The organism is Thalassospira lohafexi (genome assembly GCF_002844275.1).
Taxonomy (GTDB): Bacteria; Pseudomonadota; Alphaproteobacteria; order Rhodospirillales; family Thalassospiraceae; genus Thalassospira; species Thalassospira lohafexi.
The window spans coordinates 106,651-120,580 of sequence record NZ_NXGX01000004.1 but is presented as its reverse complement, the minus strand read 5'-3'; the positions used below and the strand labels follow the sequence as shown (position 1 = coordinate 120,580).

The window sequence follows — 13,930 nt, the reverse complement described above, 5'->3', positions numbered from 1 at the left end:
AAACGGATTGGAACCGTGTTCAGGCTAGCGCAGCCAATATGAAAGGTGCTCTCGAACTTGAGACAATAATTTCTGCCCAAGACTTACTTTGACCATCTAATATGGATATCCTTCCACAATATCACATCAAAGTGAAAGGATATTGCATGTCCGCAGAGCTAGACAAGATTGATTACAAGATTTTACGCCTGTTGCAGCAAGATGGCCGCACGGGCAATGCGGAAATCGCCAAACGGGTCAATGTCAGTGCCGCAACTTGCCACCGCCGAACCCAGCGTTTGTTTGAAGACGGCTATATCCAGAACGTCCGCGCTCAGATCGCGCCCGACAAAGTAGATCGCGGCGCGTTGGTCATGGTCGGAGTAGTGCTGGATCGCTCAACACCAGAAAGCTTTGGCGCATTTGAAGCCGCCTGCCGCGCGTTGCCGTTTATCCTGGATTGCCATCTCGTGGCCGGGGATTTCGATTATTTCCTTAAAATCCGCGTGCGCGACATGGCGGATTTCAACCATCTGCACGGCGATCAACTGATTGCCCTGCCCGGTGTGCGCCAAACGCGGACATTTTTTGTCATGAAAGAGGTCGTCGATAACGCGCCGTTGGCGTTTTGACCAATATCAGGAAACAAAAAAGGCGACATCCTGATCAATGAATGTCGCCTTGGGATCACATCCAGCTTCCTTGGTTATATTTAATCGCCAACCGGGAAGCGCATCGTCACAAATTCTTCGGCCGCCGAAGGATGAACCGCCACGGTTTGATCGAACTGGGCCTTGGTTGCCCCCATGCGCACCGCAATGCCAATACCCTGAATGATTTCAGCAGCATCCGGGCCGACCATATGGGCGCCAAGCACAACGTCCGTGGTTTTATCGACGATCAATTTCATCAGCGTTTTTTCATCGCGGCCTGAAAGGGTATGACGCATCGGCTTAAAGGTGGATTTGTAAATCACCACTTCACCGCCCTTGGCGCGTGCTTCTTCTTCGGACAGGCCGACGGTGCCGACGGGGGGCTGACTGAAAACAGCGGTCGGGATGGCGTGATACGACATCGCGGATGGTTTGCCACCATAGATGGTATCGGCAAAGGCCATGCCTTCCTTGATCGCAATCGGAGTCAGTTGAACATGGTCGGTGACGTCACCGACTGCATAAATGTTTTCAACACTGGTTTGCAGACCCTTGTTGATTTTGATCGCACCATTGTCCTTGGTGTCAATCCCGACCTGTTCAAGCCCAAGCCCCTTGGTGTTGGGTGCGCGTCCGGTGGCGAACATGATGGCGTCCACCTCCATCTCGCCGCCGCCGGTCAAGGTCAGCTTCAGGGTGCCGTCCGATTGTTTGGTAATCGCGGTGACATTGGTGTTGACCCGAAGATCGACACCCTTTTTAACAATTTCCTCGGCCAGATGATTACGGATGTCGTTATCAAAGCCGCGCAGGATTTGTTCGCTGCGGTAAAGTTGGGTGACCTGAGATCCCAGTCCAGCAAAAATACCGGCAAATTCGACCGCGATATAACCACCGCCAACAACCACGATGCGTTTTGGCTGTTCCTCAAGGTGGAACGCCTCATTCGAGGTGATCGCGTGCTCAGCACCGGGGATGTCTGGCGTGGTCGGGTGGCCGCCCACTGCAATCAGGATACGTTCGGCGGTGACGTCCTTGCCATCGACAACAACGGTATGTGCATCCTTAAACGTCGCACGATGTTCAAACAGTGTGACGTTCGATCCGGCCAGAAGCTTGTGATAGATGCCGTTCAGGCGATCAATTTCCTTGTCCTTATTGGCAATAAGGGTTTTCCAGCTAAAGGTCGGCTCGCCGGGAAGGGTCCAGCCATAGGCCGATGCATCTTCGAAATCCTCGGCAAAATGCGCGCCATAGACCAACAGTTTCTTGGGCACGCAGCCCCGGATAACGCAGGTGCCGCCAACGCGGCTTTCTTCGGCGATGGCGACCTTGGCCCCATAGCCGGATGCAACACGGGCCGCACGCACACCGCCCGATCCGGCACCAATAACAAACAAATCAAAATCATAGTCGGACATACGACGATCCTTATTCTCGGTCATTTCATGATATGGCGCCAAATGTAGGCAGATAATCCCAAGAGTCGAGGCATAATCAGGGATTATGGCCGTAAAATTCCCGTTACCGCATATGCCAATCGCAACAGGATCGCAGTACCGCCAACCAGAGATAGCATTTTTAAACTTTCTCGCTATATGTTGAATAGACGCAATGGGGATTGCAAAAACGATACAGGATTATCTTTATGAACGACCAAATGCACGGTCAGGACGCGTCCTTTAACAATGCACCAAGCTTTGTCGATGAGCGTGGCGGCAATACCGCCCTTGTTTGCTATGGCTTGATGATTGCGACCTTGTTTACCGCCTTTGCCACCGGGTTGATTGCGCTGATCGTGTCTTATGTCGCACGCGAAGACGACGATCACTGGACCAACAGCCATTACACGTTCCTTATTCGCACCTTCTGGATCAGCATCCTCTATGCCATTATCCTTGGGTTCTTTACCTTCGTGATTGGCTGGATTCCGCTTATTGGCTGGGCTGTTGTCGGGCTGATGGGGCTTTTCGTCACCGCATGGTTTGTCGGTCGCAATGTCATTGGTCTTTTGCGGGCCCTTAGTGGTCGCCCGATTGATAACCCGCGCAGCTGGTTGTTTGGCTAAGCCCAGCCGGGTTTAAGGCAATAACTTGGTGCAATCGGCTTTGTCTGATTGCACCCGACTCCCCACACCGCTAAAGTCACCCGCAAGAACATTGGTTTGATACGGACAGGGAGTCGCACCGCCATGACATTGGCGTCGCAAGCCCCCGGTGACAAAATGCGCTGGGAAAATCTTCTTTCATCACATCGGCTGGAATTTCGGGATGGCAAAATACGCCTGCCCGAGGGTGCGCCTTATCCAACGCCTGATGGCAGAAGCCCGTTTCAGATTGATGTCGACCGGGTGATTTTCTCATCCTCGTTCCGGCGTTTGCAAAACAAGACGCAGGTCCATCCGCTGTCCGAAAATGACCATGTTCATACCCGCCTGACCCACACGATTGAGGTCGGGTCTGTCGGACAATCACTGGGCCTGATGGCCGGGGCGCATATTGTCAAACAGTTGCCCGAAGACAGTGAAACAACCGTGGCCGACATCGGCTATATGGTACAGGCGGCGTGTTTGGCGCACGATATTGGCAACCCACCCTTTGGCCATTCCGGCGAAGATGCCATCAATGAATGGTTCACCACATCACGCCTTGCCAAGGATGAACTGACATCACGTTTATCAGGCCCCGAACTTGAGGACCTCCGCCATTTTGAGGGCAATGCCCAAGGGTTGCGGATCATCAGCCAGCTTGAGATGAAGCGGTTTGACGGGGGGTTGAACCTGACCTACGGGACGCTGGGCAGTTTTATCAAATACCCGCGCAGCACATCGGTGCCAGACAGTCGCCGCCGCGAATATACCGGCCTTAAAAAACCGGGTTACTATCAGGCCGAACGCGATATTGCATCTGCCATCGCCAAAGTATGCGGCATGTCACCGCTGGACGGGTTTGATGGCGCGTGGCGGCGTCATCCGCTGGTCTATCTGGTCGAGGCGGCCGATGACATTTGCTATTCCGTGGTCGATCTTGAGGATGGCTGGGAATTGGGCTGTGTGACGTTTGAGGAAGTCGAACGGGCCCTAGCCCCGATTGCGCGTCATCCTGATAAATATGAGGGTGATGCCAATCAACGCTGGACCGATTTGCGCACGGAAAGCTGGTACACCGAAAAATCGGAAAATGACCGCATCGGTTTCCTGCGCGGCAAGGCGATTGGCAATTTGGTCAAGGCCGCTGTTGATGCCTTTATCGCCAATGAAGACGCGCTTTTGACTGGCACAATTGAAGGTGACCTTCTGGCCAACACTCCACTTGGCGTTGATGCCAAGGCGTGTAAAAAACTCGCCGTCGAAAAGATTTATAACGCGCCACATGTCCTGCCGATTGAAATGGCCGGGTTTGAGGTCATCAATGGCCTGCTCAACAGCTTTGTCCGCGCGGCCATTGATATTGACGAACATATCAATCACGGCAAGCGCCTGCCGCCGCAGGCAGACCGGATTGATAAGCTGCTGTCTGGCAAGATTTCAGATGCGTCCGATCTTTACAGCCGCCTGATGCGGGTGATGGATTACATTTCAGGCATGACAGATCGTTATGCCGTGACTTTGTTCCGCAAATTGCAGGGCATTACGATCTGAGTGCGCAGACGTCACAGTGTTGTGGGCAACCATCTTTATGTTTCGAGCATCCAGTCAAACAGGCGGTGAACAGATGAAAACAGGCCGCCACCAATGTCGAGCTTGGCAAAAAGCGGTGGATGATGTGCATCATCAGCAATTTTGACCTCGGCAATCTGGGCCCGACTGGTCGGTTGAAAAGATCGTTGGAATTCTTCGGGCAATTGTTCTGATACCGGTAAAAGCGACGTCACCGTCCCGCGCAGGGTTTTGGTGCCGTAATGCATGGTAACTTCCTGCCCCGGCTCAAGTTCATACAGCGATCCGTTCTCGAAATACGCCAGAACATAGGGCTTCCCCGATGCAATTTTCATGATCGGGTTGCCCGGACGGATCACGCTGCTTTCGATTGCTGAAACCTCGGTAATAATCCCACTAGCCGGAGCAACAAGCCGTCCTTCGTCGTAGGAGCGTTCAATCCTGTCAATCAGCACATAGCGTTGATCAATCTGTTGATACAGAGCACCGAGTTCCGCGCGAAGCGAGGTGATATCAGACGTAATCCGTTCAAGGTCCTCACGCGCAGTATATTCACGTTCATAAGCCGTGTTTAACGCCGTGCCGGTCGCAACACCATCCTCAAGCCCGGTTTCCATGCTTGTGCGAAATTTAGCCGCCGATTTCAGGCGTTTGCGCGCAAGTTCAATAAGTTGGCGTGCCCCGCCGATCTTACTGGTCATGCGCGCACGGTCGGCAGACAAGGTTGCCAGCTCAAACTGCAACCGTGCCAGTTCTTCATCATACTCGCGTGAGCTTAAATGCGCGACAACATCGCCGCGTTCAACGCGGTCACCCTGACGCACGGCAATATCGCGCACCGTCCCGATATATTCGCTCGCCACCACATAGGGGCGCGCAATAACAAGACCATTGCCACGCAGAAAGAAGAACTGCCCAAAAAAGACATCAAAGGCCCAAAGCCCGACAAGCAAAAGCAAGCCAACATAAATCCAGCGCCCAAGATTGCGCTTTTTGGGGATGGCGCGCGGCTCGCGGATCAATCGGGTTGATGGTCGGTGATTTTTAAGTTTCATTTTCTCGACTACTTATTATCTGCACGGGTTTCACGCGCTGCATGTCGCACACGACGCGGCACGTAGTTGTCATCAAAGGACCGTCGGAAAATCAGTTCGTCAAAGCAGGCGACAAGTCGCACAAACCGCAAAAACAGTGAATTAAACAGCCCATAGCCAATGACATACAGCCAAAGTCGCCCAATTTCCGGACGCGGGCTGGCAATTTGGGCCATCGCAAACCCGATAATCCCAAACGCCGAATAGGCCAAAAGGTTCACAACCGCGATGATCCAGCCAAAGCTGCCATAGACCTCAAAAAGCCAAATCAGATAAATCACGAATGACAGCGACAGGAATGCCTGAAAGAACAGGATATCGATGGTTCCCAACGCATTGGACAGACGAAACTGTGCATCTGTCGGATCGAGGAACACCCGGTAGCGCCGCCAACGCATCCGCACCAGTGATCTGTCCCAACGCAATCGTTGGCGTACAAGTTGACCGAAAGTTTCGGGAACATCGGTCAAACACCATGCGTCGGGCGCAAAACGGATCCGCCATCCGGCACGACGGATTTTGTTGGTCAGTTCGGCGTCTTCACCGGGACCAACCGACCAGCCACCAACTTGTTCAAGCGCCTGCCGGCGAAAGGCACCAAAGGCACCAGACACAATAAACAAGACGCCAAGCATGTCGGATACCTGCCGACCCAAACCGATAGAAATCTGGTATTGAATAGCCTGCCAGCGGGTCGCAAGTGAAACCTCTGGATTACGTGCGCCAAGGTTTCCGGCAACCGCACCGGTTTTCGGATCATCGAAGCCTTTCAGCAATTCCTCAAACGCGTTGCAGTCATAGGTGGTATCCGCATCGGCAATGATCACGATATCACCCGTGCATTCCGCCAGACCAAGATTGGCCGCGGCCGACTTTCCACCGCGAACCTGACTTGTCCGAACCACATCAACCAGACCGTCGCGCATCAGGATGTTGGCAACCTCCACACTTTTATCGGTCGAGCCATCATCCACAATCACGATTTGATCGGGCCGCACTGTTTGTTCGCGCATCGACATGATGGCGCGCGGCAGGTTGTCCGCCTCATTATGGCCGGGCAGCAGAACCGAGATACGAGGACGGTTCAACGGCTTACGCGGCAGGCCGTCCGGTTTTTTGAAAATTGTCGCAATGCAGACCGCAAGCCCAGCCAGCATGAAGCGTGGCAATTCCAGCAAAAAGAAATGCCAGAACATCGCAAAGAATGCCGGAAAGCTTAGTGATATCAGATAATTGATACCATCAGCGAACATTGCGAACCTCGCGCAAGATGTCACGCACGGAACGGTCGGACCAATCTTCGAAGCGATAATCGGGATGACCAGTGAGGTTTTTGCCAAGACCAGCGTCAATACGCCGGACAATGGCATCAAATTCGCTGGCATCGGTTTCGGGGAAGGCAAACACAATCTGATCCCCGGCCGCATACAGGAAATCTGAGTCCCGCAGAGTTTCGCGTAGCAGCTTGATCAATGTTTCGCGCATGGCACTGTCAAACCGGACGGGCTGATCCAGATCATCCTGTCCGGTATTAATCCTGACGGCCGCGATGCTAAACGGGCGCCCATAACGCTGTGCCGTACTCAACCCGTTATCAAGAAGGGCGACAAAGGTCGCGTAATCCTTAGAAGGTTCAAATTCGCCCAGTGCATTTTCAAGGCCGGGAACAGGCAACCGGCCCAGCAACAGGGCTTCTCGGCCTGCCTGAGAAAGACGGTAGTGATACCAGTCGCGTTGTGGGGTCTCGTCGCTCAGGGTCAGTTCTGCACAGTCAAGGCATTCGAAATATACATCGGGGCTTTCTGTGACAGCATGGCAATTGCTACATTTTTCGACACGCCCTGGCTTGTCATAATCCACCCCGAAATGGTCCAGATTTTGTTCGCAGGACGGGCAGATCATCCTGCCACCTGCACTTAATTGAAAGGCATCTTGTGGCCCCTGATGTCCGCAAGAAAAGTGATGAACAATGTCGAGTTCCTGTAAGTCCGACGACCGGCACTCCGGGCAATTTTCGGCAACATTCAAACGCGATGAGCCGCAACGGCCACAAAGGTGGGTTTTACGCCAATAGTCACGTTCCAGTAGCCCTTGCCGATACAACTGCGTCAAAAGGCTTCGCGATGCCAGATCAGGCCGAAGCCGCGAATATGCCACGGAGGATCTGCTTCCGGGTGCCCATGCGGGCACCGCGTCACATTGCCGGGTGGCAAGGTAGCCCAGAACATTCAGCCCTTCGCGGTCTTCCTTTGGGCGTGTACTGCCAAGTTTTGCAATCCGGCTTAGTTTTTCATAAGCGTCGCGGATTGCTTCATGGAGGAATTGATGGCTGATTTCGGGAAAGGCACCATCGACAAATTCCGGTGGATTTTCACCGAACCAATAAATCGGGAAAAGGTCGTGAGCTGCGGCTGCGCGCAAGGTAATGATCGCTTCTTGCGACAAATCGGTATTCTGATCGCAGAACACCGCCGAGAATTTACGTGAATTCGTTGCTTTGCGTACATTGACAGGCAGTTGTTCGAACATGCCAATTGTCAAAACGTCAAGCAGTTCCGCTTGCGCTACTTTCATTGTTGATTTGCCCTTTTCGTCCAACCAGTCCGCGCCTTACCGGTTCATATTCGACCAGCTTTACGAGCATCGGATTAACTAGCCATACGAACAAAAACGCATGACGGGTCACAAAGCAACGTGACATGTCTTTTTATTTTTCAATGAAATATGGGATAATTTTGACGGATTTTAAAACGACGCCGGTTTCACACGAATGGAACCATAAGTTATATCCAAAACGGCCACCTGATCACAGGTGGCCGTTTGTGGTTCTGATATCCGATGTTGAGATGTTCAGATAATGTAATGGATACCGCATTCGGTTTTATCCTGCCCGGCCCAACGGCCCGCACGCACATCGGTTGTGCCCGGATCAACCCGGTCTGTGCACGGCATGCAGCCGATGGATAAGAAACCCTCGGCCTGAAGCGGATGACGCGGCAGTGCGCGATGCTCAAAAATATCGTCGATATCTTCGGGCTTATATCCGGCGAGCGGGTTGATCTTGATACGCGTACCTGCCGTTTCAATCGCCGGAAGCGCGTCACGTTCCCCACCATGGAAACGCTTACGCCCCGTCAACCATGCGTCATAGCCCGTGAGTGCGCGTTGAAGCGGTTCGACCTTGCGCAAATAGCAGCATTTCGCCACATCGGATGCAAACAGCATTCCGTCAGGATCATCTGCTTTGAGCTTGTTTTCGTCCGGACGCATGATCTTGATGTTGGTCAGACCAAGCTGATCAACCAACTGTTCGCGGTACGTATGGGTTTCACCAAACAGCTTGCGGGTATCAAGGAAAATGATCGGCAGATTGGCATCAACCTCGGCCACCAGCGCCAGCAGTGCTGCCGCCTCTGTCCCAAAGGATGAGGTCATGGTGATTTTGCCGTTGAATTCTTCATGCACCATCGGCTCGATCAGAGCCGCACCCTGCAAATTACCATAACGGCTCATCAAAGACGCAACTCGATCCGTGGCCTCTTCAAGAGACATGGATCCACCAGTCAGAATGTCTTCTTCACGCATTACATTCATGGCAACCATCCACGACGATCAATATATTCATCCGTCTTTTCAAGCAACTGCTGCATATTTGCACCATTGGCTTTCCACTTTTCTCGTTCGGCAGAAAGCGCAGTAAGCCGATCTGACCAGTTTGGTTCCAGCCACTTATCTATCGCACGTCGTATACGTCCTGCAAGTCTTGGGCTATGACCGTTGGTCGAAATCGTGATCATCAGGTCACCACGCTGAACGCGCGCTGGCGAGAAAAAATCACAGTATTCCTTGACGTCTTCGACATTGGCAATCGTGCCGACCGCCTTGGCAATGGCGGCCAACTCGGCGGACTTTTCTTCGCCAAGGTCGACAATAAACATAATGGACGCCGCATTGACATCTGCCGAATTTGGCAAATAACGATGCAGCCGGTCACCAGCCTGTCGGGCCAGTTCAGGTATCGGGCCTTCAGAATAGACGGTGACGTATTTCGCCCCATCACCGTCAAGCTGTTGCAAACGGTTCAGCGTCGGCTGACCGTTGCCGACCAATGCGACCGAAAGCCGCGTCAGGTCCAGATTGATGGGAAACATCGTCGATCCTCTAAAGGGTTTCTATTGGTTAACCCTGACAATGAGTGTGGAGATTAAAAAATTCAATACATTTTTTATGTGTTTTTAATTTATACAACACTATTTTATATGTTTATTTAACCTGAACCTGAGCGATCTGAAGGCATTGAGATATTCGTACAGCTTTTCATGCATTTTTTGGAAAACCACCCTATATTGGGCCAAATTCCGCCAGCAAGCGTGCCCGCGCGCACTGAATGACGAGAGAACCACCAAATGCCCAGTAGTGCCTCCTCCGCCCTGTCAGGTAAGGTCCTTCAAAATCCGGCCCCTGATACAGTCGCCCATAAGAATGTCGCCATCTGGCTGTTTTCCTGTGCCGCACTTGTGTTCATCATGGTGGTGATTGGCGGGCTAACACGCCTTACGGAGTCGGGGCTGTCGATTGTTGAATGGCGACCGTTCACCGGGATCATCCCGCCATTAAACGACGCGGACTGGGCTGCGCTTTATGCCAAGTACAGCCAATACCCGGAATTCCAGAAAGTAAATGCCTGGATGTCCGTGGATGATTTCAAAAATATCTTCTGGCTGGAATTCATTCACCGGCTTTGGGGCCGTTTGATCGGCATTGTGTTCTTCATCCCGTTCGTCTGGTTTCTTGCCAAACGCTCCATTGATGGTGCGACGAAGTGGAAACTGTGGGGGCTTTTCATCCTTGGCGGGCTTCAGGGCCTGATGGGCTGGTACATGGTGATGAGCGGCCTGGTCGATCGCCCCGATGTCAGCCAGTACCGCCTGACCGCGCATTTTGGATTGGCACTGGTGATTTTCATCGCCCTTTTGTGGGTTGGACTTAATCAGTACGCCCCGCGCCCCGTTGGCACAAACGGATCAAGACGTGGATTGCAATTGCTGTGTCTGATCGTATTCACCGCCCTTTCGGGCGGCTTCGTCGCCGGGCTGGATGCAGGATATGCCTTTAACACCTTCCCTTTGATGGATGGGCAACTGATCCCGGATGGCCTTTATGTGTTTGATCCAACGTGGCTGGCCCCGTTTGAAGACCATATGACCGTGCAATGGGATCACCGCTGGCTGGCCAAACTGACCTTTGTACTGGTGCTGGTGTTCTGGTGGCGAGCTGGGAAATGGGACCTGACATCTAATCAACGCTTTGCAACACATCTGGTCTTGGCCGCAGCCTGCCTTCAGGTGGCACTTGGCATTTCGACCCTGCTGTCCGTTGTCTGGTTGCCGCTTGGCGTCGCGCATCAGGCTGGCGCGGTAGTACTCGTCGGAACCGCAACCTATGCAGCCTATAAGCTGCGCCGCGCAAACTGACAAAACTACAGAAATTGCAATATTTTAAAAAGGGCAGCCCGCGAGCTGCCCTTTTGATTTTGTAGCACCCATGCCGATTTAGGTATCGGCCCGATGCAATGCCTTCCTGATCCGTCGCATCGAAATCCAGATCGCAGCCAATACCACCGGCACCGCCAACCCGGTCGCCATCCGATCATTGATTGGAACGCCCGCATCCTTAAGCGCCTTAAACAAATAGCCCAGCAGGCCAACCGCATAATATGTAATGGCGGCCACAGACAGGCCTTCGACGGTTTGTTGCAGGCGGAGTTGCAATTTCACCCGGCGGTCCATGCTGGCCAGAAGGTCGCGGTTTTGTGCTTCCAGCAGGATATCAACACGGGTGCGCAAAAGATTATTAGCGCGCGCCACCCGTTTTGACAGGACTTCCAACCGATCACCAATATTCTGGCAGGTCCGCATGGCCGGCGCCAAACGGCGCTCCATGAATTCGGTGATGGTTTGCAGGCCTTCTACCCGTTCTTCGCGAAGTTCAAGCAGGCGGGCCTGCACAATGCGGTAATAGGCGCGTGCGGCACTGAAACGGTAATTGAGCGATGCCGCCATTTCTTCGGTCTGGGCGGCAAGGTCGGTCAATTTAGATAGGGTTTCTTCGTCATTGGTTTGTGTCTTGCTGGCCATTTCAGCGGTGATGTCTGATAGCCGGGTATCAATCTCGGAAACCTTGGGGGTTGCACAATGGGCCAATGGAAAGGCCAGCAACGCCATCATGCGATAGACTTCGATTTCCTTGAGACGTTGAACCAGACGCCCTGTCTGAAGCTGTTCCATCCCCTGATCACGGATCAGAATACGGCCAAATCCGTCTCCATGCAGGCGAAAGTCCGTCCAGACTTTTGCCGTTCCACCCAGAACCCGGCTGCCGGTCAGGCCGTTATGATCAAACAGGCGTGAAATTTCTTCGTCGTTACGCCCGGTTTTTTCAACCGCGATGTGCAGGCCAACAATCAACTGTCCGGGTGTCGCTGACAACCAATCCTGCGGGATCAAATTAATCACCGGGTCTTCGAACGGATCGTCAAACTCGGCGGATCGCTTAAAGACATAGACCGTGAATTCCGCATGACGTTCCCAAATGACGGTGAAACCGTCACAGGCAGCTTCGTAATATTTCTGGTCGGCCGCCGGGGGTGTCAGGCTGTATCGGCGGCAAAAAGACAGGAAGTGATCGCGCACGTCATCGTCAAGGTCTTCGCCCGCGTGAAACGCAATGCAAGAACATCGCGCCGGGCTTGAAACCCCACCAAACGGGCGGGCATGGATTTCATTATGGAGTGCGACACGCTGGGGATGTTCAACAAACATTGCCACGGGCTTTCATAATTGGCCATTGCGGTCTATATAAAACGTTCGGACTGCGGTTTTGAAACGTCGTTTTGAACCGCAAACCGACACACCCTGTATAGACGAAAGTCCAAGGTGACAGAAACCCCAGAAAGCATAAGGGAAAATACTGTCACAAGTGCTTTCATCATATGGGGAAAATCATTTGCCCGGCCAACGCTTTGACGGCCCCCAAGGAGGTTTCATGACCGATCTTCGCACCACCGACAATCTGTTTTTCGCCAAAGGTGATCTTGATCGCGAACGGCTTGAAAATCAGGTCAATGACGCGCTCGGCGCCGCAGAAGACGGGGAACTGTTTTTGGAATACCGCCAGTCTGAAAGTCTGGTCTGGGATGATGGCCGCCTGCGCAGTGCCAATTTTGATACTGCACAAGGGTTTGGCCTGCGCGCTGTTGCCGACGAAGCCACCGCGTTTTCGCACTCCAACGAACTCTCGAATGACGCAGTTGCCCGGGCTGCCGAAACCGTTAAGGCAGTTGGACAAGGGCGTTCCGGCAAAGTCGATCTTGGATCGATTGGTACCAATATATCGCTTTATTCGGATGTGAACCCGCTGGGTGAGGCAACGTTTGAGGCCAAAGTTGACCTTCTGGCACAGATTGATGCCTATGCCCGATCACGCGATCCGCGCGTAGCCCAAGTATCCGCATCGATTTCAGGCAATTGGCAGGCGGTGCAAATCTGGCGTTCTGGCGGCCAGCGCATTGGTGATATTCGCCCATTGGTGCGGTTCAACGTGTCGGTTGTCGTCAAACAGGGCGACCGTATGGAATCGGGTTCCCACGGTGAAGGCGGGCGGATTGGCTATGACGGTTTCTTTGACGAGAAAACCTGGAAATCCGCCGTCGACGAAGCACTTCGTCAGGCCGTCGTGAACCTTGAATCCGTGGCCGCACCGGCAGGTGAAATGACTGTGGTGCTTGGTCCGGGTTGGCCGGGGATTTTGCTGCATGAAGCCATCGGTCACGGGCTTGAAGGTGATTTTAACCGTAAGGGCACATCGGCCTTTGCCGGACTTTTGGGACAGCGCATCGCGTCACCCGGGGTTACGGTTGTTGATGATGGCACCATCAATGATCGTCGTGGGTCACTGTCGATTGACGATGAAGGCACCCCGACTCAGCAAACCGTTCTGATCGAAGACGGCATCCTCAAGGGCTTTATGCAGGACCGATTGAATGCACGTCTTACCGGGGTTAAATCCACCGGCAATGGCCGTCGTCAATCTTATGCCCACGCACCAATGCCCCGCATGACCAACACCTATATGCTGGGCGGTGACAAAGACCCTGCTGAAATACTGGCATCGGTCAAAAACGGTATCTATGCCGTCAATTTTGCTGGCGGGCAGGTTGATATCACCTCAGGTAAATTCGTATTTTCCGCATCCGAAGCCTATTTGATCGAAAATGGCAAACTCGGCGCGCCGGTCAAGGGTGCGACCCTGATTGGTAATGGCCCCGACAGCCTGACCAAGGTCTCCATGGTTGGCAACGACATGAAACTTGATAATGGCATCGGGACATGCGGCAAGGATGGTCAGGGCGTTCCTGTGGGTGTCGGCCAACCGACCCTGCGCATTGACGGCCTGACCGTGGGCGGAACGGCGGTATAACCCGCCTCCCCTCCCGCACAGGGGAATGACCTATTTTCATACAGATAACTTATCCTATTGTATGATGA

12 protein-coding genes are annotated in these 13,930 nt (G+C 53.2%); 5 read left to right on the top strand and 7 right to left on the bottom strand.

Annotated elements, in window-relative coordinates; all coding sequences use genetic code 11:
- The first annotated feature begins 146 nt into the window (after positions 1-146).
- Complete coding sequence (locus COO92_RS10365; protein WP_101301922.1) at positions 147-611, top strand: Lrp/AsnC family transcriptional regulator; 465 nt, start codon at positions 147-149, stop codon at positions 609-611.
- A gap of 80 nt (positions 612-691) precedes the next feature.
- Here the strand turns inward: COO92_RS10365 and gor are convergent, their stop codons facing one another.
- Positions 692-2,053 carry a glutathione-disulfide reductase gene (gene gor / locus COO92_RS10360; RefSeq protein WP_101301921.1) on the bottom strand — a complete coding sequence of 454 codons (1,362 nt, stop codon included), beginning with the start codon at positions 2,051-2,053 and terminating at the stop codon, positions 692-694.
- A gap of 227 nt (positions 2,054-2,280) precedes the next feature.
- Here gor and COO92_RS10355 point away from each other — a divergent pair, with 227 nt between their 5' ends.
- The gene (locus COO92_RS10355) at positions 2,281-2,700 is read left to right on the top strand and encodes a DUF4870 family protein (protein WP_022734050.1); all 420 of its coding nucleotides are present in this window, start codon (positions 2,281-2,283) and stop codon (positions 2,698-2,700) included.
- A gap of 123 nt (positions 2,701-2,823) precedes the next feature.
- Positions 2,824-4,272, top strand: a complete 1,449-nt coding sequence (locus COO92_RS10350; protein ID WP_022734051.1) for a deoxyguanosinetriphosphate triphosphohydrolase — start codon at positions 2,824-2,826, stop codon at positions 4,270-4,272.
- 35 nt (positions 4,273-4,307) lie between these two features.
- On the opposite strand, the gene COO92_RS10345 is transcribed toward COO92_RS10350, so the two are convergent.
- From COO92_RS10345 to COO92_RS10330, 5 genes are all read right to left on the bottom strand, one after another.
- Entirely contained in the window at positions 4,308-5,345 is a 1,038-nt protein-coding gene (locus tag COO92_RS10345) for an HlyD family secretion protein (protein WP_101301919.1), read from the bottom strand.
- An 8-nt stretch (positions 5,346-5,353) separates the two neighbouring features.
- Positions 5,354-6,637 carry a glycosyltransferase family 2 protein gene (locus COO92_RS10340; protein WP_165792320.1) on the bottom strand — a complete coding sequence of 428 codons (1,284 nt, stop codon included), beginning with the start codon at positions 6,635-6,637 and terminating at the stop codon, positions 5,354-5,356.
- Positions 6,627-7,958, bottom strand: a complete 1,332-nt coding sequence (locus COO92_RS22070; RefSeq protein WP_165792319.1) for a TackOD1 domain-containing metal-binding protein — start codon at positions 7,956-7,958, stop codon at positions 6,627-6,629. The genes COO92_RS10340 and COO92_RS22070 overlap by 11 nt, the downstream gene beginning before the upstream one ends.
- Before the next feature lie 276 nt (positions 7,959-8,234).
- Positions 8,235-8,978, bottom strand: coding sequence for a phosphoadenylyl-sulfate reductase (locus tag COO92_RS10335; protein WP_101302563.1), 744 nt, complete (start codon positions 8,976-8,978; stop codon positions 8,235-8,237).
- The gene (locus tag COO92_RS10330) at positions 8,975-9,535 is read right to left on the bottom strand and encodes a precorrin-2 dehydrogenase/sirohydrochlorin ferrochelatase family protein (protein ID WP_101301915.1); all 561 of its coding nucleotides are present in this window, start codon (positions 9,533-9,535) and stop codon (positions 8,975-8,977) included. The genes COO92_RS10335 and COO92_RS10330 overlap by 4 nt, the downstream gene beginning before the upstream one ends.
- A 255-nt stretch (positions 9,536-9,790) precedes the next feature.
- Here COO92_RS10330 and COO92_RS10325 point away from each other — a divergent pair, with 255 nt between their 5' ends.
- Entirely contained in the window at positions 9,791-10,858 is a 1,068-nt protein-coding gene (locus tag COO92_RS10325) for a COX15/CtaA family protein (RefSeq protein ID WP_101301913.1), read from the top strand.
- Between the two features lie 78 nt (positions 10,859-10,936).
- Here COO92_RS10325 and COO92_RS10320 read toward each other — a convergent pair whose 3' ends face one another.
- On the bottom strand, positions 10,937-12,205 hold the full coding sequence (locus COO92_RS10320) for a DUF3422 family protein (protein WP_101301911.1): 1,269 nt from the start codon (positions 12,203-12,205) through the stop codon (positions 10,937-10,939).
- A 223-nt stretch (positions 12,206-12,428) separates the two neighbouring features.
- On the opposite strand from COO92_RS10320, the gene tldD reads away from it, so the two are divergent.
- Positions 12,429-13,862 carry a metalloprotease TldD gene (tldD, locus tag COO92_RS10315; protein ID WP_101301910.1) on the top strand — a complete coding sequence of 478 codons (1,434 nt, stop codon included), beginning with the start codon at positions 12,429-12,431 and terminating at the stop codon, positions 13,860-13,862.
- Positions 13,863-13,930 lie beyond the last annotated feature (68 nt).